This window comes from Sphingomonas sp. SAFR-052 (assembly GCF_051965015.1).
Lineage (GTDB): Bacteria > Pseudomonadota > Alphaproteobacteria > Sphingomonadales > Sphingomonadaceae > Sphingomonas.
In genome coordinates, this window is the sequence record NZ_JBQCMO010000004.1 from 331,021 (window position 1) to 354,059 (window position 23,039).

General features: G+C 67.4%; 17 protein-coding genes. 9 read left to right on the top strand and 8 right to left on the bottom strand.

The window, feature by feature from the left end; all coding sequences use genetic code 11:
• Positions 1-119: 119 nt before the first annotated feature.
• From ACTHQV_RS09410 to ACTHQV_RS09445, 8 genes are all read left to right on the top strand, one after another.
• Positions 120-794, top strand: coding sequence for a DUF4129 domain-containing protein (locus ACTHQV_RS09410; protein WP_440489824.1), 675 nt, complete (start codon positions 120-122; stop codon positions 792-794).
• A complete protein-coding gene (locus tag ACTHQV_RS09415) occupies positions 791-2,002 on the top strand; it encodes a hypothetical protein (RefSeq protein WP_440489826.1) in 1,212 nt (403 codons plus the stop codon). Before ACTHQV_RS09410 ends, ACTHQV_RS09415 begins: the two co-directional genes overlap by 4 nt.
• Positions 1,999-2,955, top strand: a complete 957-nt coding sequence (locus ACTHQV_RS09420) for an AAA family ATPase (RefSeq protein ID WP_440489828.1) — start codon at positions 1,999-2,001, stop codon at positions 2,953-2,955. The genes ACTHQV_RS09415 and ACTHQV_RS09420 overlap by 4 nt, the downstream gene beginning before the upstream one ends.
• Positions 2,952-4,181, top strand: coding sequence for a DUF58 domain-containing protein (locus ACTHQV_RS09425; protein ID WP_440489829.1), 1,230 nt, complete (start codon positions 2,952-2,954; stop codon positions 4,179-4,181). The genes ACTHQV_RS09420 and ACTHQV_RS09425 overlap by 4 nt, the downstream gene beginning before the upstream one ends.
• Positions 4,178-5,164, top strand: coding sequence for a stage II sporulation protein M (locus tag ACTHQV_RS09430; RefSeq protein WP_440489830.1), 987 nt, complete (start codon positions 4,178-4,180; stop codon positions 5,162-5,164). The genes ACTHQV_RS09425 and ACTHQV_RS09430 overlap by 4 nt, the downstream gene beginning before the upstream one ends.
• Positions 5,157-6,050: an RDD family protein gene (locus ACTHQV_RS09435; RefSeq protein WP_440489832.1), complete on the top strand. Its 894-nt coding sequence runs from the start codon at positions 5,157-5,159 to the stop codon at positions 6,048-6,050. Before ACTHQV_RS09430 ends, ACTHQV_RS09435 begins: the two co-directional genes overlap by 8 nt.
• 47 nt (positions 6,051-6,097) lie before the next feature.
• Positions 6,098-7,867 carry a diguanylate cyclase gene (locus ACTHQV_RS09440; RefSeq protein ID WP_440489834.1) on the top strand — a complete coding sequence of 590 codons (1,770 nt, stop codon included), beginning with the start codon at positions 6,098-6,100 and terminating at the stop codon, positions 7,865-7,867.
• Between the two features lie 70 nt (positions 7,868-7,937).
• Positions 7,938-8,606 carry a hypothetical protein gene (locus ACTHQV_RS09445; RefSeq protein ID WP_440489836.1) on the top strand — a complete coding sequence of 223 codons (669 nt, stop codon included), beginning with the start codon at positions 7,938-7,940 and terminating at the stop codon, positions 8,604-8,606.
• 7 nt (positions 8,607-8,613) lie between these two features.
• On the opposite strand, the gene ACTHQV_RS09450 is transcribed toward ACTHQV_RS09445, so the two are convergent.
• From ACTHQV_RS09450 to ACTHQV_RS09480, 7 genes are all read right to left on the bottom strand, one after another.
• Positions 8,614-9,453, bottom strand: a complete 840-nt coding sequence (locus ACTHQV_RS09450) for an HpcH/HpaI aldolase/citrate lyase family protein (RefSeq protein WP_440489838.1) — start codon at positions 9,451-9,453, stop codon at positions 8,614-8,616.
• A complete protein-coding gene (locus ACTHQV_RS09455; RefSeq protein WP_440489839.1) occupies positions 9,450-9,899 on the bottom strand; it encodes a MaoC family dehydratase in 450 nt (149 codons plus the stop codon). The genes ACTHQV_RS09450 and ACTHQV_RS09455 overlap by 4 nt, the downstream gene beginning before the upstream one ends.
• Entirely contained in the window at positions 9,896-11,755 is a 1,860-nt protein-coding gene (locus tag ACTHQV_RS09460; RefSeq protein WP_440489841.1) for an acetyl/propionyl/methylcrotonyl-CoA carboxylase subunit alpha, read from the bottom strand. The genes ACTHQV_RS09455 and ACTHQV_RS09460 overlap by 4 nt, the downstream gene beginning before the upstream one ends.
• Before the next feature lie 112 nt (positions 11,756-11,867).
• Positions 11,868-12,770, bottom strand: coding sequence for a DUF3088 family protein (locus ACTHQV_RS09465; RefSeq protein WP_440489843.1), 903 nt, complete (start codon positions 12,768-12,770; stop codon positions 11,868-11,870).
• Positions 12,771-12,905: 135 nt separating this feature from the next.
• Entirely contained in the window at positions 12,906-14,501 is a 1,596-nt protein-coding gene (locus ACTHQV_RS09470; RefSeq protein ID WP_440489844.1) for a carboxyl transferase domain-containing protein, read from the bottom strand.
• Entirely contained in the window at positions 14,498-15,658 is a 1,161-nt protein-coding gene (locus ACTHQV_RS09475; RefSeq protein ID WP_440489846.1) for an acyl-CoA dehydrogenase family protein, read from the bottom strand. Before ACTHQV_RS09475 ends, ACTHQV_RS09470 begins: the two co-directional genes overlap by 4 nt.
• Positions 15,659-15,923: 265 nt before the next feature.
• Positions 15,924-17,117 (bottom strand): MBL fold metallo-hydrolase, encoded by a 1,194-nt coding sequence (locus ACTHQV_RS09480; RefSeq protein ID WP_440489847.1) that lies wholly within the window; start codon positions 17,115-17,117, stop codon positions 15,924-15,926.
• Between the two features lie 95 nt (positions 17,118-17,212).
• On the opposite strand from ACTHQV_RS09480, the gene clpB reads away from it, so the two are divergent.
• Complete coding sequence (gene clpB, locus ACTHQV_RS09485) at positions 17,213-19,789, top strand: ATP-dependent chaperone ClpB (RefSeq protein ID WP_440489849.1); 2,577 nt, start codon at positions 17,213-17,215, stop codon at positions 19,787-19,789.
• Positions 19,790-19,848: 59 nt separating this feature from the next.
• Here the strand turns inward: clpB and ACTHQV_RS09490 are convergent, their stop codons facing one another.
• Positions 19,849-22,806: a TonB-dependent receptor plug domain-containing protein gene (locus ACTHQV_RS09490; protein WP_440489850.1), complete on the bottom strand. Its 2,958-nt coding sequence runs from the start codon at positions 22,804-22,806 to the stop codon at positions 19,849-19,851.
• Positions 22,807-23,039 lie beyond the last annotated feature (233 nt).

Sequence of the window (23,039 nt, forward strand, 5' to 3'; positions counted from 1 at the left end):
CTTCCCCCCGATGCCTGCCCCGGCATCGGCCGAAAGTCTGGGTGGAAAAGCGTTGCATGTAAATCGGCGATTTGCTCCAAGCAGGCAACACGCCGCGGGGGCGTACCGAAGGGACGGACGTGGCGCGGGGGCAGATCGCGGACAGCGTGAACGATGCCGCGTCGGCAGCACCCGGACTCGATTCCGACCGCGTGGCCGCCGCATGGAAGACGATCCGTGCCGATCCGTCGATCCAGTTCAACCTGCCGCCCAAACCGATCGAACCCCGTGAACCGCCGCCCGGCTGGCTCGAACCGGTGCTGCGCGCGATCGGCAGCTTCATCCAGTGGGTCGGTGGCGGATGGCAGTTGATCCTGTGGATCGTCGGCATCGGCATCGCCGCCGCGCTCCTGTTCGCGCTCTTCCCGGGCCTGCGCGAGTGGCTGCGCGAACGCTTCGCCGGCAAGACCCCGACCGAAGAACCGCAATGGGCGCCGACCGAAACCCGCGCCCGCGCGCTGCTCGAGGATGCCGACGCGCTCGCCGCCGCCGGGCGGTTTGACGAAGCGGTCCATCTGCTGCTGTTCCGCAGCATCGACGACATCGTCGCATGGCGCGGCGACGTGGTCCGCCCGGCCGATACCAGCCGCGACATCGCCCGCGCTGACGCGCTGCCGCCGACGGCGCGCGGCGTATTCGCCGGCATCGTCGCTGCGGTCGAACGCAGCCTGTTCGGCCGGCGGGCGCTCGACGACGGCGACTGGCAACGCGCGCGCGCCGATTATGCCGGTTTCGCGCTGAAGGGCGGGCGGTGAACCAGTCCTCTCCCTTTGCGGTCCGCACCGTCTTCATTCTCGTGATCGGCGGGGCGCTGCTGCTGCTCGCCTCGATCCTGATGTCGGGGTTCGGCGACGAACTGTCGCGCGCCGTTGGCGACGCGCCCGCTGCCGATCGCAAGGACGGGTCGGGCTATCACGCCTTGCGCCGGCTGGTCGATGCGGTGCAGCCGCCCGAGCGCAACGACAAGGATACGCTGGACAATCCGGCGATCGTCATCCTCACCCCGACCGAAACCACCCGGCCCGAGGACGTCAAGGCGATCGTCGCACGTCGCATCTCGCTCGCCAACGAAGCGATGCAGGATGGGCAGGACGACGCGAAGTCCGACCGCTATCCTACCCTCATCATCCTGCCCAAATGGCAGACCGAGGCAATTCCGCTGGGAGGGGGAAAGGTCCGCCGTACCGGCGTCGTGAACCTCAATCGTGTCGAGAAACTGGTCCCCGCCGACGTCGAATGGCATCACGAAGATCGCGAGAATGTCGGCGTCAGCGCCGATTATCCCGAAATCCGCCCCTTCGCCGTCCCCGACCGGCCACTCTATGCGGTGAAGGGCGATACCGTCGAACCGCTGATCGTCGCCCGCGACGGTGCGGCGGTGCTGGGACAGATCGGCAGCAGCGACACGTTCGTCCTGGTCGACCCCGATCTGGCCAACAACCGCGCCATGGCGGACGAACGCAATGCGAAGGCTGCGCTGGCCATGCTGCGCGCGATCGATCCCGAACATGACGGGCGCGCGGTATTCGACCGCTCGCTCCATTACACGCGCGGCGACCGCAATCTGGTCAAGCTGCTGTTCCTGCCGCCGTTCCTCGGCGTGACGCTCGCGCTGATCGCCGCCGCCATCCTTGCCGGCATCGCCGCCGCCGGGCGCTTCGGCCCGCCGGTCGCCGATCCGCGCGGGGTGGCGCTCGGCAAGCGCGCGCTGATCGACAACATCGTCGCGCTGACCCGGCTGGCGCGGCGCACGGCGCGATCCGGTGAACGCTATGCCGATACGATGCTGGAGGTGACGTCGCGGCGGCTGCTGGCGGGGGAGGTCCCCTCGCCCGAACGGCTCGACCGCATCCATCCCGGCTATTCCGACATCGACCGCCGCCTGCGCAATGCCGACACCGAAAGCGAGGCATTGGCCGCGGCGAAAGACCTGCACGCATGGAAGAAGGAAACAGGCGCATGACGCTCGACGAGGTACGGTCGCTGGGATCGGCGATCGACCGGGAGATCAGCAAGGCGGTGGTGGGACAGGCGGACGCCGTCCGGCTGCTCACCATCGCCTTGTTCTCGGCCGGTCACGTCCTGCTCGAAGGACCGCCGGGCACCGCCAAGACGCTGCTCGCGCAGAGCTTCGCCCGGACCCTGGGCCTCGATTTCGGGCGCATTCAGTTCACGCCCGACCTGATGCCCGGGGACATCATCGGCTCCAACCTGTTCAATTTCCAAACGTCGCAATTCGCGCTGACCCGCGGGCCGGTGTTCTGCGAATTGCTGCTGGCCGACGAAATCAACCGCACCCCGCCCAAGACGCAGGCGGCGCTGCTGGAGGCGATGCAGGAACGCCGCATCACCATCGACGGCCGCACCGAACAACTGTCGGACCGCTTCACCGTCGTTGCGACGCAGAACCCGATCGAACAACAGGGCGTCTATCCCCTGCCTGAGGCGCAGCTCGACCGGTTCCTGTTCAAGATCGCGATCGGCTGGCCCGATCTCGACGCCGAACGCGCCATCGTCGCGCAATATGGCACCCGCACCGGCACCCCCGCCCCGCAGGATTCGGGCGTGGAACAGGTCGCCGATGCCGGTGCGATCGCCGCCGCGATCGACGCGGTCGGACAGGTGCGGCTGGTCGACGAGGTCATCGACTATATCGTCCGCCTGATCCGCGCGACCCGCGAACATGGCGACCTGTCCTCGGGTGCCTCGCCGCGCGCGGCATCGGCGCTGGCGGCGGCGGCGCGGGCCGGCGCGGCGCTCGACGGACGCGATTATGTCCTGCCCGACGATGTGAAAGCGCTCGTCCCCGCGCTGCTGCGCCACCGGCTGATCCTGTCGCCCAGCGCGGAGATCGATGGCCGCCGCATCGACGATGTCGTCGCCGGTCTGATCGCATCGGTCGAAGCACCGCGATGATCGTTCCCAGCCCCCGTGCGATCCAGCTGACCGCGCTCGCCGCGCCGGTCGGGCTCGCGCTGGGGGTGCTGGCCCCGGCGGCGTGGATCGCCGCGCCGATCTGGATCGCAGGCATGGTGGCGCTGATCGTCGCCGATGCCATGCTGGCGAAGCAGCCGGCGACCGCGCTGCCCAACCTTCCACCGACGCTCAACATCGGCGAGACCTTCCGGCTGGGTGGCGCCGACCTCGCCGCCGCGATCGACGGTCCGGTCGAACGCTCCGCCCCCGGCGAATATCGCGCGGTCCGGCGCGGCCGGGCGCGGCTGCACCGGCTGTGGACGCGCAGCATCGGTCCCTTGGGGCTGGCTTGGCGACAGGCCAGCCGCAAAACCGACCGCACCATCGCCATCCTGCCCGACATCCGCCCGGTCCGCGATCAGGGGATGCGCCAGTATCTCAACAGCGTGTCGGCGGGTAACCGCCTGCGCCGCGACCATGGCGACGGGCAGGATTTCCAGGTCCTGACCGATTTCCAGGCGGGCATGGAGCGCCGCTCGATCGACTGGAAGGCATCGGCCCGCCACGCATCGCTTCTGGCGCGCGAATTCCATACCGAACGCGACAATATGATCGTGTTCGCGGTCGATGCCGGCCGCGCGATGACCGATCCGGTCGGCGATGTGCCGCGCATCGACCGCGCGGTGTCGTCGGCGCTGCTCGCGGCGTTCGTCGCGCTGAAATCGGGCGACCGGGTGCGGCTCTATTCCTTTGCCGCCCGGCCGCAGGTCGACAGCGGCAGCATATCGGGCGGCACGCGCGGCTTCGCCCGGTTGCACCACGCCGCCGCCGACATCGATTACGGCGTGGAGGAGAGCAATTACACGCTCGGCCTCGTCACGCTCGACCAGAAGCTCGACCGGCGCGCGCTGGTGGTGCTGTTCACCGAATTTACCGACACGACCAGCGCCGAGCTGCTGCTGGCGGCGGCGCAGCGGATGTTGAAGCGGCACCGCGTGCTGTTCGTCCTCTTCCGCGACCTCGAACTGGAGGGGCTGCGCGATGCCGTGCCCGATACCGCCGACGATCTGGTCCGCGCCAATGTCGCCCAAATGTTGTTGCGCGAGCGGGCGATCGTCGTCGAACGGCTGCGGCGCATGGGCATCGACGTGATCGAGGCCGCGGCGGACGCGATGCCGCTCGCGCTGGTCGAACGCTATGTAAACCACCGGGAGCGCGGCCGATGAGTGTCAACTTCGGCGCCCATCATTTCCGCCACGAACGCGAGGCCGACTGGGCGCGTCTGGAGGAACTCCTCGACAAGCTAGAGGCAAAGTCCCCCCGCCGCCTGTCCGATGACGACCTGATCGACCTCCCAAGACTCTACCGCGCGACACTTTCGTCACTTTCGATCGCCCGCGCCACCTCACTCGACGCGTCGCTGGTCGGCTATCTCGAGGCGCTGTCGACCCGCGCCTATTTCGCGCTCTATTCCGCCCGCGAACCCTGGGGCCGGCAGGTAAAGGCTTTTTTCACAACGCATTGGCCACGCGCCGTCCGCGCGATCGCGTGGGAATTGCTGCTGTCGACGGCGCTGCTCCTGCTCAGCGCGGTCGCCGCCTACCACCTCGTCCGCACCGATCCGGCATGGTATTCGGCGATGATCTCCCCCGAACTCGCCAACGGCCGCGATATGAACGCGACGCCCGCGACGCTGCGCGAATCGCTCTACGGCAAGCCGGGCGAGACGCCGCTGGAAATCTTCGCGACCTCGCTGTTCACCCATAATTCGCAAGTCGCGATCCTCGCCTTCGCCCTCGGCTTCCTGTTCGCCATCCCGACGATCATCCTCGCCGTACAGAATGGCGCGATGGGCGGCGCGATGTTTGCCGCCTTCGTGCCGCACGGCCTTGGCTGGGGGCTGTTCGCCTGGCTGATGATCCACGGCACGACCGAGATCGCCGCGATCGCCATCGCCAGCGCCGCCGGCATCCATATCGGCCGGGCCGTCGCCTTTCCCGGCGACCGATCGCGCATGGCCGCGGCGGCGCAGGCCGGGCGGCGCGGCGCGATCGTGATGATCGGCGTCATCCTGATGCTGTTGATCGCAGGGTTGCTCGAAGGGTTCGCGCGGCAACTGGTCAACGACGACAGCGCGCGCCTCGCGATCGGCGGCGGGATGCTCGCGCTGTGGATCGCCTATTTCAGCTTCGGCGGCCGGCGTGGCTAGGCGAGCGCGCAAGCCCCGCGCGCCGCGCACGCTCGACCGGCAACTGGTGACGCCCGAAGGGGTGCCGCTCAACCTGCGGCTCGGTTCGGCCGGGGCACGCGCGGGCGCGTTCACGATCGATGCGATCATCATGCTCGCCATCCTGATCGGCACCACGCTGCTGATCGCCGCACTGGCGATCGGCGGGCCGAAGGGAGCGCAATCGCTCTATGCGATCGTCTGGCTGCTCGGCTTCTTCGTGCTGCGCAACTTCTATTTCGTCCTACACGAAGCCGGACGGCGGGCGGCGACGCCGGGCAAGCGGCTGATGAAGCTGCGCGTCGTGTCGCGTGACGGCGCGCGGCTGACCGGCGCGGCGGTGCTGGCCCGCAACCTGATGCGCGAGATAGAAGTGTTCCTGCCGCTTGCCTTTCTCGGCTTCGCCTTTGCCGAGGGGATGGCGTCGCGATGGACGGCAGTGCTGGCGCTCGGCTGGGCGCTGATCCTGTTGTTTCTGCCGCTGTTCAATCGCGACCGGCTGCGCGCCGGCGACCTGATCGCCGGCACCTGGGTCGTCGAGCGCGAAGTGCGCAAGCTGGGCGAGGACCTGCTGATCCAGACCGCGCACGAAAAGGACCGTGCCCGGATCGTGCCGTTCACCGCCGCCGAACTCGACGCCTATGGCGCGTTCGAATTGCAGCGGCTGGAGGACGTGCTCCGCCGCAACGATCGTGCCGACCTGTTCGCGGTCGCCGGCGCGATCCGGCGCAAGCTGGGCCGGGCCGACGACGGCGCCGACCTCGCCTTCCTCGAAGCCTATTATGGCGACCTTCGCCGCCATCTCGAGCGCAAATTACTGTTCGGCCAGCGCAAACGTGACAAATTTGACCGTAATGGATTGAATTGACCATAGTTTATACGGCGAATTAACCGATCCTCGTCACGATCGGCACCATGTCGAAGCGAAATCGCAGGATCGGGATCGGGCTGTTTTCGGGACTGGTCTATTTCTTGTCGGCAATGCTGGCGATCGACCCGGTGCTGAACAAGGGCGTCGCGACGATGTGGCTCGCCTCCCCTGCCCTCCTCGCGCTGCTGATCGTGCGGTCGCGCCGGGAATGGGCGGCGATCCTGATCGGCGCGACGATCGCCAGCCTGGCGGCTTCGGTCGTGCTCGATTTCGCCATGGTGGCCGCCGTGCCGATGGCCATCGCCAAGATCGGCGAGGTCGTGGTCGCCATGTGGCTGTTTCACCGTATGAAGATGCGCCGCGGTTTCCTTGGCACGCTGGCGCGGATCGGCCGCTATGTCGTGGCGATCGGGATCGTCGCACCGGCGCTGGGCGCGACGATCGCGGCCACCGTCGCCGCGCTGCAATACGACCAGCCCTTTACCGGGCAGTGGCGGACATGGTTCGTCGGCCATGGGCTGGGGATGATCGCGCTGACGCCACTGTTCGCGATGCTGTTCTCCGGCGTGATCCCCCGGTGGTGGCGGAGCGCCGCTGGGCCGACGCGGGTCGAAGGCACGGTCCTGCTCGTCACGACCACGATCGTTGCGGCCGGCGTATTCGGGCAGGATCGCCTGCCGCTGCTGTTCTTGCCGATCCTGCCCGTCATGCTCACCACCTTCCGGCTAGGACTGATCGGCGCCGCAACGTCGACGATGGTGCTGGCCGCCGTCGGCAGCTATGCGACACTGCACGGCATGGGACCGGCCAATTTCCTCGGCGGCGACGTCCATATCCGGCTCGAATTCCTGCAACTCTATATCGCCAGTACCGTGCTGACCGCCTTTCCGGTCGCTGCCGATCTCAGCCGGCGGCAATCGCTCTACCGCCGGTTGCGCGAGAGCGAGGCCCGCTATCGCCTGCTGGCCGATCATTCGAGCGACATCGTCCTCAGCATCGACCGGGGCGGGCGCATCGTCTATCTGTCGCCATCGATCGAACCGGTCATTGGCAAGTCGCCGAGCCAGTTGCTCGGCAGCCGCGCACTCGAACTGGTGCATCCGACCGACCGCGATCTCGTGCTGGTGGCGCACCGCGACGCCATTCGTGCACCGACCGGCACTCAGATCGTCGAATATCGCGCTCGCGTCGCCGGCGGGGCGCTCAGCTGGTTCGAAGCACATACCCGTGCGGTGACCGATGAGGACGGCGCGGTCACCGGCACCGTATCGATGATCCGCGACGTTTCGCATCGCAAGTCGCTGGAGGCCGAATTGTCGCGTGCCGCTTCGACCGATCCGTTGACCGGCCTCGCCAACCGGCGGGTGTTCGACGCGGCGCTTGCCGCCCGGATCGCGGTCGCGGCCGAGGGCGGGCGGGCCGGCAGCGTCGCCGTATTCGACCTCGACCATTTCAAGGCGGTCAACGACCGGTTCGGCCATGCGGTCGGCGATCATGTCCTGCAATCCTTCGCCCGGATCGCGCGCAGAGTGGTGCGCGAGGAGGACGTCGTCGCGCGGTTGGGCGGCGAGGAATTCGGCATCCTGTTCCCCGGCGCCACCGTCGAACAGGCCCGACATCTGGGCGAGCGGCTGCGCGCGACGCTGGCGGCAACGCAGCTGCGCCATGGGGAGGCGACGGTCCTGCTGACCGTCAGCGCCGGCATCGCGTCGATCGATTCCGGGGGCAGCGCTGCCGCGGTGCTGCGCGCGGCCGACCGTGCGCTATACGCCGCAAAGGCGGAGGGCCGCGACCGGCTGCAACTGGCGGCATGACGGCCCGGTGGCGATGGCGGCGCGATTGATGCTAGACTCGACGACCTTGGGTGAGCAGAGGAGGCGCGGTTTGCGCGAGACATGGTATCGCGACCCGCGATTGGGCCTGGCGCTGGCGACGATCGCGGCCGTCGCGGTCGGCATCGCGGCCGGATCGACCGCCGAACCGCTGTGGCGCGTGCTGTTGCTGGCGATGGCCGGGTTCGCGCTGATCGGTTGGGGCTGGTTCGCGATCCAGGGCATCGGCTGGCTGTGGCGGCGCCCCGACCGGCGTGAGATCCTGCAGGCGCTGACGCTGCAGAATGCGCAACAGAATTTCAACCAGGCGGCATGGGGCCGATTCGATCGCGACGCGACGATGCTGCGCATGTTGCTGGCCGAACGCGCGCTGATCCCGATCGAGGCCGAACTAGTCCGACATGCGATGGCGGTCGAGCAGTTTACCGCCGTGGCGGAGGCGCTGCCCGGTTTCTCCCGCTCGGCCGCCTATTGGTACGACATCGCGTCGCAGGGCCATGCCGGCCTGCCCCATGCCACGCCGACGCCGAGCGCGACCGCGCTGGAGGAAGCCGCCGCCGATCTGCCGGCGACGCCGCTGTCGGAGGACGACCGCCGCGCCGCGCTCCATTATCTGGCGGTCCGCAAGCGGCTGACCGCCGACCGGGCGCTGGTCGAGCGCGAGCGGCGCGCGGCGCTTCGCAAGCTGGCCGCGCCGCCGCCCGCGATCCCGTTCGAATAAGGACCTGTTACCCCAACCCCAGGACCCGCCGCGCCTGTTTCAGGTGCGGCGCGTCGACCATCCGGCCATCGACCTGCAACGCGCCGGCATCGGGCTGCGCGGCGAAGGCGTCGATAATCGCCTGCGCCCGCGCCACCGCCTCCGCCGTCGGCGTGAAGGCGGCGTTGATCGCGGCGACCTGTGCCGGGTGGATCGCCATCATCGCCGTGAAACCGTCGCGCGCGGCGCGGGCGGCATAGGCGGCTAGCCCGGCTTCGTCGCGGATCGCCGGATAGACGGTGTCGATCGCCGCCACCCCGGCGGCATGCGCGCCGAACAGGGTCAGCGAGCGGGCGAGTTCATAGGGCGCGGTATAGCCGCCGTCCGCCTCGCGCGAGCTTGCTGCACCGATCGACGCGGGCAGGTCCTCCGCCCCCCAGGTCAGACCGACGAGCCGGTTTGCGACCGTTGCATAGCTGCCGATCTGGAAGATCGCCGAGGGAGTCTCGGTCGCGATCGGCAGTAGCCGGATATGCCCGAGGCCACGCTCGGCAAGCAGCGCATCGATACGGCCGATCGTGGCCGCCCCCTCGGCCTTGGGCACCATGATGCCGTCGGGGCGGGTACCGGCCAGCGCGTCGAGATCGCCGATCGCGAGCGGACCGCCGACCGGATTGATCCGCACGAAACGTGGGACCGCCGCCGGTTCGCGGAGCCAATCGGCGACCGCGGCGCGGGCAACGTCCTTGTTCGCAGCAGCAACCGCGTCCTCCAGATCGAGGATCAGCGCGTCCGCCCCGCTCGCCGCCGCCTTGGCGAAGCGGTCGGGCCGATCGCCCGGCACGAACAGCAGCGAACGCAGCGTCATGTCCGGCGCTTCAGCAAGGCACTGCGCAGGCAGCGACAGACGATTTCGTCCCGCTGATTGTGCAGTTCGTGGGTGAAGGTCACGATCCCGGCATCGGAGCGCGAGCGGCTGTCTTTGAGCGCAGTGACCTCGGTCGTGGCACGCAGCGTGTCGCCGAGAAAGACCGGCCTGGGCATCACCAACTGGTCGTAGCCTAGATTGGCGACCAGCGTGCCGAGTGTCGTTTCGCCCACCGACAGCCCGACCATCAACGCGAAGGTAAAGGTGCCGTTGACGAGGATCTGCCCGAACTCCGACGCCCTCGCCGCCTCGGCATCGATGTGCAGCGGCTGCGGGTTGTGGGTCATCGCCGAGAACAGCAGATTGTCGGTTTCGGTTACCGTGCGGCGGATCGGATGCTCGATCCGTTCGCCGATCCGCCATTCGTCGTAGAAGCGGCCGGTCATGCGTCGTCCTTCACGATTCGGGCGAGCAAAATTCCTTCGGCGACCTGCGCCCCTTCGCGGGCGGACAGGTCGGCGACGGTGCCGTCGAACGGGCTGAGCAGGGCTTGCTCCATCTTCATCGCCTCCAGTACCACCAGCCGCTGCCCGGCGGTGACGCGGTCGCCGGCGGAAACCGCAACCGCGACGATGCGGCCGGGCATGGGGGAGAGGATCGCGCCGTCACCGGCACTCGCCGCCCCGCCCTGCCCCGCGACCGGCGCGGCGAAGGGGAAGGCTTCGCCGTCGGCGAACAGGACGCGTTCATGGGCGACCTGCGCGATCTCGCCCGCCGGATTGGCTTCGGCGAGATGAGTCGTGCCGCCAATCGCCACCGCGACATTCCGGTCGGCGGCGGCGTTGAGGCGGAAGCCGGCCAGCGCCTGCCACGGGTCGCCACGATCGGTCGCGACCAGCGCCGCCGCTGCGCCACCGATTACCGTTTCGGGCGGAGTGCCGGTCGGGACCAGCGCGTCCAGATGGCGTTCGATGAAGCCGGTATCGATCCGCGCGGCGACGAAATCCGCATGGCCGGCACAGCGGGCGAGAAAGGCGGCGTTGGTGCGGACCGGCCAGACCTGCACCGATGCGGCGGCCTTCGCCAGCGCGGCGGCGGCGGCGGTGCGGGTCGGGCGGTGGACGATCAGCTTGGCGATCATCGGGTCGTAATGCGGCGTCACCGCATCGCCCTGCCGCACCCCGGCATCGACGCGGATATCGTCGGGGAGCTTGAGGTGGGTCAGCGTGCCCGTAGAGGGCAGGAAGCCGGTCGTCGGGTTTTCGGCATAGAGGCGCGCCTCCATCGCCCAGCCATTGATCGACAGTTGGTCCTGCCGCAGCGGCAGTGGTTCGCCCGATGCGACGCGGAGCTGCCATTCGACGAGGTCGGTGCCGGTAATCGCCTCGGTCACCGGGTGTTCGACCTGCAGCCGGGTGTTCATTTCCATGAACCAGATGCGGTCGGCGCTAAGTCCCTGCGATCCGTCGGCGATGAATTCGATCGTCCCCGCCCCAACATAGTCGACCGCGCGGGCGGCGCGGACGGCGGCGTCGCAGACGGCGGCACGGGTCGCCGCGTCCATGCCGGGCGCGGGGGCTTCCTCGATCACCTTCTGGTGGCGGCGTTGCAGCGAGCAGTCGCGTTCGAACAGGTGGACGGCGTTGCCATGCGTGTCGCCGAAGACCTGCACCTCGATATGCCGCGGAGAAAGAATGTATTTCTCGATCAGCACCCGGTCGTCGCCGAACGCGGCGGCGGCTTCGCGGCGGCAACTGTCGAGCGCTTCGAGGAAGGCGGCGGGGGCGTCGACGCGGCGCATGCCCTTGCCGCCGCCGCCGGCTACCGCCTTGATGAGCACGGGATAGCCGATCGCGTCGGCCTCCGCCCGCAACCGGTCGGGCGACTGGTCCTCGCCGAGATAGCCGGGGGTGACGGGGACGCCGGCGGCGATCATCCGCGACTTGGCCGCGTCCTTTAGGCCCATTGCCCGGATGGCGGAGGCAGGGGCGCCGACCCAGATCAGGCCGGCGGCGGTAACGGCTTCGGCAAACACGGCATTTTCGGACAGGAAGCCATAGCCGGGATGGATCGCCGCTGCGCCGGTTTGGCGGGCGGCCGCAAGGATTTTGGCGCCGTCGAGATAGCTTTCGCGCGCCGGGGCCGGGCCGATGCAGACGGCCTGGTCGGCTTCGGTGACGAAGGGCAGGTTGGCGTCGACGTCGCTATGGACGGCGATGGTGCGGATGCCCAGGCGGCGGGCGGTCCGCAGGATGCGGCGGGCGATTTCGCCGCGATTCGCGATCAGGAGCGATTCGATCATTTGCCCGCCCCGAAGTTGGCGAAGGTGCCACGTATAAGCGTTTCGCGGAGCCCGGCGGCAATGCGCCCGGCGGGCGGGACAGGATAGGTCGCGTGGATCGGATAGGAAAGCGTCATGGATGCGCCTCCGGGAAACCGTGGCGGATATGGAGCGCGTGGAGCAGCCCCTTGAAGTCGCTGACGAAGCGGGTGCCGCCATGGCGGCCGTCCGCCAGCGACGCATCGGCATGGGGCGCGAGTACCAGCAGCGGCAGGTTCTGGTGCGCCTCCCCGACCAATGCGATCACGGCGTCGCGCGGGCGCGGATAGGGGATGCGGATCACCTCCAGCTCCGACGCCTTGGCGGGGAAACGGGCGAGCAGGCCGTCGATGGTGACACAGTCGCGGCAATAGAAGCTGCGGCCGGGATAGGCAGGGTCGTCGAACTGCGGGTCGAGCAGATAAAGGCGGTCGCGCATGGGCTGTTCCGGGGGCATGGGGTCGGTGTCGGGATCGACCGCGGTCGGGGAGGAGGCGGGCGGCTGTGGCGTGAAGTCGGCGCGGGTGCCGAGCATCGCCGCGGCGGCAAGTGCGAGATCGCGGGCGCTGACTTCCGGGCCGGTGTGAACATCGGGCCGAAACGCATCGGCGATCGCGGCGCGGGCGGTGACCGGATCGGGGGCGAAGGCGGCGGCGAGGCGCTGGGCGATCGCCTCGGCCTGGGCGGTGGTCGTGCGCGCTTCGGGCGACAGGGTGCCGCCGTCGCGCGCCGCGGGGGACGCGGCGAGTTGCGCCTCGACCTCCGCCGTCACGCGGGCGACGGTGTGGAGAAAGCTCGACAGCGCGGTGCCGGGCGGCAGGCTGGCGATGGCGCGGGTGACCATGGCGAGGATCGCGTCATAGGCAACGCTGTCGAGCCCGGTATTGGGGCCGGGGGTGAAGCCGGGTGCCGGGCCGGCCGGGGTCTTGGCCGGGGTGAAGGCCGGTTCGGTGAGTTTGGTCGGGCGGATCGGGGAGAGGTTGGAGATGGTGGTCATGCGGTCCGCCCCATCCACTTATGGTTGCACCTCCGCGCAGGCGGGGGTCCAGGGTTACCCGTAACCGACGTCCGTCGGCTTGGCTCTGGATCCCCGCCTGCGCGGGGATACGGATGGGGGGCGGATCGCACCTCATCACATCCGGAAGATGCCGAACTGCGCACGGTCGGCGATAGGCGCGTTCAGCGTCGCCGACAAGGCGAGGCCGAGCACGTCGCGGGTCTGTTCGGGTAGGATCACGCCGTCGTCCCATAGCCGGGCGGTGGCGTAATACGGACTTCCCTCCGCCTCGTAGCGTTCGCGGATCGGGGTCTTGAACGCTTCGGCTTCCTCCGGCGTCCACGTTTCCGCATCGCGGTGGACGGTCGCCAGCACGCTCGCTGCCTGTTCACCGCCCATCACCGAGATGCGGCTGTTGGGCCAGGTGAACAGGAAGCGGGGCGAATAGGCGCGGCCGCACATGCCGTAATTGCCGGCACCGAAGCTGCCGCCGATCAGCACGGTCAGCTTCGGCACCTGTGCGGTGGCGACGGCAGTGACCAGCTTCGCGCCATGCTTGGCGATCCCCTCCGCCTCGTACTTGCCGCCGACCATGAAGCCCGAGATGTTCTGGAGGAACAGCAAGGGCGTGCGCCGCTGACAGGCGAGTTCGATGAAATGCGCGCCCTTCTGCGCGCTTTCGGAGAACAGCACGCCGTTGTTGGCGAGGATAGCGACCGGCATGCCCCAGATGCGGGCGAAACCGCAGACCAACGTCGTGCCGTAGAGCGGCTTGAATTCGTGCAGTTCCGAGCCGTCGACGATGCGGCCGATCACCTCGCGCACATCGTACGGCGCGCGGACGTCGGTGGGGACGATCCCCGCCAGGTCGGCGGGATCGTGGAGCGGGGCACGCGGTTCGGCCAGCGCCAGTTCCGCACGACGCGGCGGGGGCAAGGTCGCGACGATGTCGCGGACGATCAGCAGCGCCTGCTCATCATCCTCCGCGACATGATCGACCACGCCCGATTTGCGGCCATGGGTGTCGGCGCCGCCCAGTTCCTCGGCGCTGATGACCTCGCCGGTCGCGGCTTTCACGAGGGGCGGGCCAGCGAGGAAGATCGTCCCCTGCCCGCGCACGATGACCGTTTCGTCGGACATGGCGGGGACGTATGCGCCGCCGGCGGTGCAACTGCCGAGCACACAAGCGATCTGGGCAATGCCCTTGGCCGACATCTGCGCCTGGTTGAAGAAGATGCGGCCGAAATGGTCGCGGTCGGGGAACACCTCCGCCTGGTGCGGCAGGTTCGCGCCGCCGCTGTCGACCAGATAGATGCACGGTAGATGGTTTTCCGATGCGATCTCCTGTGCGCGGAGATGCTTCTTGACCGTCATCGGGAAGTACGCGCCGCCCTTTACGGTCGGGTCGTTGGCGACGACCATCACCTGCCGGCCATGCACCCGACCGATGCCGGCGATCACGCCTGCCGCCGGGGCCTCGTCATCATACATGCCGCCCGCTGCCAGCGCGCCGATTTCGAGGAAGGGCGATCCGGCGTCGAGCAGGCGGTGGATGCGGTCGCGCGGCAACAGCTTGCCGCGCGCGACATGGCGTTCACGGCTGCGCTCGGGTCCGCCGCGTGCGGTAGTGGCCGTCCGGGTGCGCAGTTCGTCGGCCAACGCTTCGTTATGCGCAGCATTGGCGGCGAACGCTTCGGAGCCGCGATCGACCAGTGTCGGCAGCACCGTCATTGTGCGCGCGTTCCCTCACCCAGCAATTCGCGGCCGATCAGCATCCGGCGAACTTCGTTGGTCCCCGCGCCGATGTCGAGCAGCTTCGCATCGCGGAAATAGCGTTCGACCGGCCAGTCCTTCGTATAGCCCGCGCCGCCCAGCGCCTGGATCGCGTCATTGGCGACCTTCACCGCATTTTCCGACGCCAGCAGGATCGCGCCCGCCGCGTCATGCCGCGTGGTGCGGCCGGCGTCGCAGGCACGGGCGACCGCATAGACATAGGCCCGCGCGCTGTTGAGGGCGACCGACATGTCGGCGATCTTGCCCTGCATCAGCTGGAACGCACCGATCGGCTTGCCGAACTGCTTGCGCTCGGCGACGTACGGCAGGACGGTCTCGAGGCACGCCTGCATGATGCCGAGTTGGATGCCCGACAGCACGACGCGCTCGTAATCGAGGCCCGACATCAGCACGCCGACGCCACCGTTCAGCGGACCCATGACGTTATCGTCCGGCACGAAACAGTCGTCGAAGACCAGCTCGGCGGTGGGCGATCCGCGCATGCCCATCTTGTCGATCTTCTGCCCGATCGAGAAACCGGCGAAATCGCGTTCGATCAGGAAGGCGGTGATCCCCTTCGATCCCGCTTGCGGATCGGTCTTAGCATAGACGACCAAAGTCGCGGCATAGGGGGCGTTGGTGATCCAGAACTTCGTACCGTTCAGGCGGTAGCCGCCATCGACCTTGTCGGCGCGCAGCTTCATCGAGACGACGTCGGACCCCGCCCCCGCCTCCGACATGGCGAGCGAGCCGACATGGTCGCCGCTGATGAGTTTGGGGAGATACTTCGCCTTCTGCTCAGGCGATCCCCAGCGCGCGATCTGGTTGACGCACAGGTTGGAGTGGGCGCCATAGGACAGGCCGACCGAGGCGGAGGCGCGCGCCACTTCCTCGCAGGCGACGACATGTTCGAGATAGCCGAGACCCAGGCCGCCATCTTCCTCGCTGACGGTGATGCCGTGCAGGCCGAGCGCGCCCATTTCGGGCCAGAGCTCTTGCGGAAAGCGATCCTCGGCATCGACCGCCGCGGCGATCGGCGCGATGCGGTCGGCGGCGAAGCGCTGCGTAGTCTCGCGAATGGCGTCGGCCATCTCGCCGAGCGCGAAATCGAGCATGTCTCTCTCCTGTGGTCCGGTCTGTGCCGGATCGTATCTGTTGTGACCAATAGGGCGGATGGGGTCGTCAGCGCAAGCTGGGGTTCGTCGCCGTCGACTGGCGCGGCTTCGGCGAACGTCGCGAGCCGCGCCACGAACACACCGCACCCCCGCGCAGGCGGGGGCCCAGAGCCAAGCAAAACAACGGTTTGCACTTGGGACCCTGGACCCCCGCCTGCGCGGGGGTACGCTACTGGTTCAGTGCGTTGCCGCTGGGCTTCTCCGATCACCGCAAGCCGTTGCCCGCCGGGCCTTCCAGACAGCGCAGCACGGCCGCCCGGTCGAACGACGCCGCCGTTGGCGCGCGCATCGGCGCGATATCGACCGGGCGGCCGATCAATATCGCTCCGAAGCGGCGATCGGTGATCCCCGCACAGCCCTTCGCCGCGCTCAGCAGTTTCGGCGGGGTCGCATAGCCTTCGTACGACAGGCGGAACGTGCCCCAATGGATCGCCGCCCCGTGCGACGCGCCCAGCCGCCGGAACACGTCGAGCGCATCGACTGGTCCGATATGCGCGCCGCTGGCCATCTGTCCGGGCTGGAAACGGAAGGCGCCGATGGGGATCAGGGCAAGGCGGATCGGGCCAAGCGCCCTTGCCTCCTCCACCCATGCGCCGTCGCCCATGCCGGTATCGCCCGCGAAGAACAGATTGCCGCCGGGCAATTCGACGACGAACGCCGACCACAACGCGCGGTTGCGGTCGACGAACCAGCGGCTCGACCAGTGATGGTTGCGCACGACATGAACGTTGGCGCCCGCCACCCGCTGCACCTGTCGCCAATCGAGCGCGGTCGCGGCGATACCGGCGCTGCGCAGAATCGCATCGTTGCCGAGCGACGTGACGATCGCCGGACGGTCGCGGTCGACCAGCGTCTTGAGCGTCGCGAGGTCGAGGTGGTCGTAATGATTGTGGCTGATGACGATCAGGTCGATCTTCGGCAGGTCGTTGAGCGCGATGCCGGGAGCCGCGACCCGTTTCGGGCCGAAGCCGAACGGACCGGCGCGCTCGCTCCACACCGGATCGGTCAGGATGTTGAGGCCGGGCGTCTGCACCAGCACCGATGCATGGCCGACCCATGTCACCCGCAACGGCGTCTGCGCGGGATCGCTCGCCGGGGGCGTCGCGGCGGGCAGCAGTTCGGCGGGCCGTGCGGGCTGGACCGGCACCTGTGTGGGCCAGGGCGGGCGGCCGTCGCTGCCCGTCGCCTGTCGCCAAAAAAAGCCGCTGCGGCTGCCACCCGGCGGGGCCGAGGTATCGTCGCCATCGGGGTTGAAGAAGCGCGCGCCGTCGAAATGGTCGCCCGCGACGCCGCGATAATAGATACGGTCGAGGAAGCGCGGCACGACCGTCACGGCAAGGCACAGGACCGCGCCGATCCACACCAATGCCCAGCCAAGGATGCGAACGCCACGTGCCATCGCGCCTCCAACGCCGTGCCGTGCCAAACGATGCACGCCCTCTTGTGTTGCCCTTTTACCACACCATATCGCCGGCAACACCACAGGGGAGCAACATGAACCTCGAAAAATTCACCGACCGCGCAAAGGGCTTTTTGCAGGCGGCACAGACGGTGGCGATCCGCAATTCGCACCAGCGGATCACGCCCGAACATATCCTGAAGGCGCTGCTCGACGACGAGCAGGGCATGGCTGCGGGCCTTATCACCACCGCGGGCGGCGATGCGCGCCGCGCGATCGCCGATGTCGATGCGGCGCTGGCCAAGATGCCGGCGGTATCCGGGTCGGGCGCACAGCAGAATCCCGGCCTCGACAATGACAGCGTCCGCCTGCTCGACCAGGCCGAACAGATCGCGACCAAGGCGGGCGACAGCTTCGTCACCGTCGAGCGCATGCTGCTGGCACTCGCCATGTCGCAGGGGCCGGCGGGCAAGGCGCTGACCGCTGCCGGCGTCACGCCGCAGAATCTGAACGCCGCGATCGACAAGCTGCGCGGCGGCCGCACCGCCGATACCGCCGGGGCCGAGGACCGCTATGACGCGCTCAAGAAATTCGCCCGCGACCTGACCGCGGCGGCGCGCGACGGCAAGCTCGACCCCGTCATCGGCCGCGACGAGGAAATCCGCCGCACGATCCAGATCCTTGCGCGTCGGACCAAGAACAATCCGGTGCTGATCGGCGAGCCGGGCGTCGGCAAGACCGCGATCGCCGAAGGCCTCGCGCTGCGCATCGCCAATGGCGACGTGCCCGACGGCCTGAAGGACCGCAGCCTGATGTCGCTCGACATGGGCTCGCTGATCGCGGGCGCGAAATATCGCGGCGAGTTCGAGGAGCGGCTGAAGGGCGTGCTCGACGAAGTGAAGGCCGGCGACGGGCAGATCATCCTGTTCATCGACGAGATGCACACGCTGATCGGTGCGGGCAAATCCGAAGGGGCGATGGATGCCGGCAATCTGCTGAAACCTGCGCTGGCCCGCGGCGAGCTGCACTGCATCGGCGCGACGACGCTCGACGAATATCGCAAGCATGTCGAAAAGGACCCGGCGCTCCAGCGGCGGTTCCAGCCGGTGTTCGTCGGCGAGCCGACCGTCGAGGATACGATCAGCATCCTGCGCGGCCTGAAGGAGAAATACGAACTCCATCACGGCGTGCGGATCACCGATGGTGCGCTGGTATCGGCGGCGACGCTGTCGAACCGCTACATCACCGACCGCTTCCTGCCCGACAAGGCGATCGACCTGATGGACGAGGCCGCCAGCCGCATCCGCATGGAGGTGGAGAGCAAGCCCGAGGAAATCGAAAGCCTCGACCGCCGCATCCTGCGCATGAAGATCGAGCGCGAGGCGCTGCGCCGCGAGAGCGACGCGGCGAGCATCGACCGGCTCGACACGCTGGAGGAGGAACTGGCCAATCTCGAACAGCAATTGTCCGAACTGACCACCCGCTGGCAGGGCGAGCGCGACAAGATCGCGTCGGAAGCCAAGCTCAAGGAACAGCTCGACGCCGCGCGCGTCGCGCTCGAACAGGCGCAGCGCTCTGGCGACCTCGCCCGCATGTCCGAACTGACTTATGGCACGATCCCGACGCTCGAAAAGCGGTTGGTCGAGGCGCAACAGGATGCCGGCGGTGCGATGCTGCGCGAGGAAGTGACCGCCGACGATATCGCCGGCGTCGTCAGCCGCTGGACCGGGGTGCCGGTCGATCGGATGCTGGAGGGCGAGCGCGAGAAGCTGCTGAATATGGAGGATGCGCTCGGCAAGCGGGTGATCGGCCAGAGCGAGGCGGTGCGCGCCGTCGCCACCGCTGTCCGCCGTTCGCGTGCCGGGCTGCAGGACCCGAACCGGCCGCTGGGCAGCTTCCTGTTCCTCGGGCCGACGGGTGTGGGCAAGACCGAGCTGACCAAGGCGCTCGCCGAATTCCTGTTCGACGATCCCAACGCCATGGTGCGCATCGACATGAGCGAGTTCATGGAAAAGCACGCGGTCGCACGGCTGATCGGCGCCCCCCCCGGCTATGTCGGCTATGAGGAAGGCGGCAAGCTGACCGAAGCGGTGCGCCGCCGCCCCTATCAGGTCGTGCTGTTCGACGAGGTGGAGAAGGCGCATGGCGACGTCTTCAACATCCTGCTCCAGGTACTCGACGACGGTCGCCTGACCGATGGACAGGGGCGCACGGTCGATTTCTCGAACACGATCGTGATCCTGACGTCGAACCTCGGCTCGCAATATCTGACCAACCTGCCCGATGGCGCAGGCGTCGAGACGGTCGAGCCGCAGGTGATGGACGTGGTCCGTGCCCATTTCCGCCCGGAATTCCTCAACCGGCTGGACGAGATCATCCTGTTCCACCGGCTGGCGGCGGATCACATGGCGCCGATCGTCGACATCCAGGTCGGCCGCGTCGGGCGGTTGCTGGCGGATCGCAAAGTGAAGGTCGAACTGACCGACGCCGCTCGGGCTTGGCTCGGTCGCGTCGGCTACGACCCGGTCTATGGCGCCCGGCCATTGAAGCGCGCGGTTCAGCGATATCTACAAGATCCGCTGGCCGACCTGATCCTGCGCGGCAGCGTGAAGGACGGGTCGACGGTGCGGGTCGATGAGGGCGATGGCGCGCTGACGCTCAGCGTAGGGTAAACGAAAAGGCGGCGGGGATCGCTCCCCGCCGCCCTGTGCGTCCGAACCGGAACGCGCGTTTAGAAGACGACGCGCGCCTGTACCGTGTACGACCGGCCGAAGATGATCGGGCCATACCAAGTGGTGTCGACACCACCCTGATCGAAATAGCCGTTCGGCGTACGCTTCGCCTTGGCATCGAGCAGGTTGTTGACGATCAGCGTCAGGTCGAACTTGTCATTGATGCCCTGACGAATGGTCATGTCATAGTAGCTGAGCGTCGGTGTCACCGGGTTCACCGGCAGACCGAAGTCTTCGATCACGCGCGACACGAAGTTCCAGCGACCCTGAATCGAGAACCGATCAAGGTCGTAGCCAACGGTCAGCGTCGACTTGTACGCCGGGATCGCCCCGCCGTTACCGCCGCTCGAACGACCGGCAAACTCGGTATCGTCGAGCTTGTAGCTGCGGGTCCAGGAGAAGACCTCCTGCACGCGCAGACGGCCGTCCGCACCGAACTGATCGAACGGCAGCGTCAGGTTGACGGCCGTGTCGATACCATCGGTACGGCGGGTGCCCTGGTTGCCGGTCGCCGTGTTGATCGCGTCGATCTGGCCGGTACCGGTGTTACGACGGATGCGGTCGCACGCCGTCGAGACATTCTGCACATAGCACTGGTTGATAAAGAACCCGGCACCGAGCGTGGTGATGAGGTTCTCGATCTTGATGTTGTAATAGTCGACGGTCATCGACAGCGTACCGAAGCCGATCTTCGGGGTCAGCACCGTACCCAGCGTATAGGTCTCGGCACGTTCCTCGCGCAGGTTCGGGTTGCCGAACGCGAAGGCTTCGACCTGGCTGTTGAGCTGCTGGAAGTCGGCATAGCCGCCCGCCGCAGCGAAGGCCGGGGTCTGGCCCTGACAGATGGCGAGCGCCTGCGCGGTCCGGCTGGCGCCGGCGTTGCAGGGATCGACATAGCTCGGAAAGCCCTGGTCGCCGTTCTGGAACAGTTCGACGATCGCCGGAGCGCGCGCCGCCTTGTTATAGATACCGCGGAACCGCATCCAGCTGATCGGGGCCCATTGCGCGCCGGCCTTCCAGTTGAAGAGGTTGCCGATCGTCGAATAGTCCGAGTAGCGCGCACCCGCTTCGAGCGACAAGTCGTGGAAGAACGGGATTTCTGCGAGCAGCGGCACGCGGATTTCGCCGTAGCCTTCCTTCACGTTGATCGTACCGGCCTGGCTCTGCACCGCGTTGAAGCCGTAGATGTTGCCGGTCCGCTGCGCATCATCGACGTTGATAGCGCCACGATCGGTGCGGACTTCGCCGCCCAGCGCGATCTGCACGTCGCCATAGGGCAGCTTGAACAGCGAACCCGAGACGTTGGCGGCCGCACGAACCTGTTCGAAGGTCCGCGCTTCCTTCGTATCGATGCGCACGAACGACAGCATCGCCGGGGTCAGCGTGTTCGCCCCGAAGATGTTGACCGGTACGCAGCCCGGCAGCGAGCCCGTGGGGCAGCCGTTCAGGCCCTGCGCAACCGCCGTCCGGTTGATGTTGCCGAGCGAGGTCGCCAGCGAATCGACCTTGCCGTAGCTGAGCGTCGCATCCCAGCGGAAATTGTCGTCGATCTTGCCCGACAGCGTGCCGCGGATGTTGAACGTGGTCGAATCGTAGATGCCGACACGCGGACCGGTTTCGCTGAACCGACGCGCATAGGTGAAGGGCGCGGTCGGGTTCGGTCGGCTGGCGAGCGCGGTGCGCAGATCGGCGGGCAGCAGCGGGCTGTTATACGGCACGCTGATGCCGGTCGCCGGGGTCGGCGCCAGATTCACGGTCTGCTGCGTATCGACATAGTTCGCCAGCACCTTCAGTACGATATCATCGGTGACTTCGTACCGTGCGGTCGACGATAGCAGCAGGCGGTTGAGCGGCGTCTGCAACAGGTTAGCCGGGTTGAAGTTGTAACGGCTCGAACCCGTCGAGCGGACGGCATAGCCGCACAGACCGCTGCCGAAGTAAGGCGAGAGCTGGCCCGCATCGTTGAACGACAGCGTGCCGCTGTTGACGTTCACGCCTGCCGTCGCCGGATTACAATCGGTATTCGCCCCTGCGAACGTGCCGGGCAGCAGCGTCGAAAGGTTCCGGAACGGGTTGCTGGCGTTGTTCGACACCTGACCCCAGGGCGGGGTAGCCGAACCGCCATTGGCGTAGAGCGAGTCGTTGTTGCCCGCAGAAATCAGCTCGAGCGGATTGGCGACGCGGATGCGATCGTCTTCCTCGCTGTCGGTGCCGGCATCGTTATAGATCAGAACCGAAGCAGGCGTCGTGATGCGGCGCGAACCCTGCCCGATCGCCGCACGGGTCGAATAGCCGCCGAACAGCGTCAGGTTACCGCGATCGTCGTTGAAGTTACCGCCGATCAGACCCTGGATGTTGAAGGTCGCGCCATCGCCCTGTTCGTTGATGCCGTATTGCGCGGTCAGTTCCGCGCCGTCGTAGCGATCCTTGAGCACGAAGTTGACGACGCCGGCGATCGCGTCCGAACCATAGACCGCCGAGGCACCGCCGGTAACGACGTCCACGCGTTCGATCAGGCCGGTCGGGATGCTGTTGATGTCGACGACGCCGCTGACCGACGAAGCCGAAACGCGTTCGCCGTCGATCAGGATCAGCGTGCGCTGCGGACCGAGGCCGCGCAGATCGAGCGTCGAGAAGCTTTCACCGCCCTGGTTGTTCGACACGCGGGTGTTGCCCGGGATCAACTGCGGCAGTTCGTTGAGCAGCGTTTCAACGGTGACGGTGCCGGTCAGATTGAACTGTTCGGCCGTGACGGTGGTCACTGGGCTGGGTGCGTCAAGGTCGGGGCGCGCGATGCGCGAACCGGTAACGGTGATGACGTCGGCATCGGCTTCCGGTTCGCCGGTCGTCTGGCTGGTCGGGCTCTCCGGACCCTGCGCAACCTGTGCCGCCGCGGGTGCCGCGACCCCCATCAACAGCGTGGATGCGAGCAACGCCGTCCGCATGTTTGTCTTCATATTTACCCCTGTTGCTTCCGCACATCGTCAACACGATGCAACATATGAAGATTAGGAGGCGTTTAAGTTTTGGCGCAATCTGGCAACGCAGTCCTAGAATAGAAATCACGCCCACGTGGTTTTTTGGTAACAGTCGCTACGTTTGAAGGGAGTTTCGGTCCACGGACATTCAAGCCGTTGAAAAATAATGCCGATAAGAAATCCTTATGTATTTATTTCTCTGGTAGCTCAGG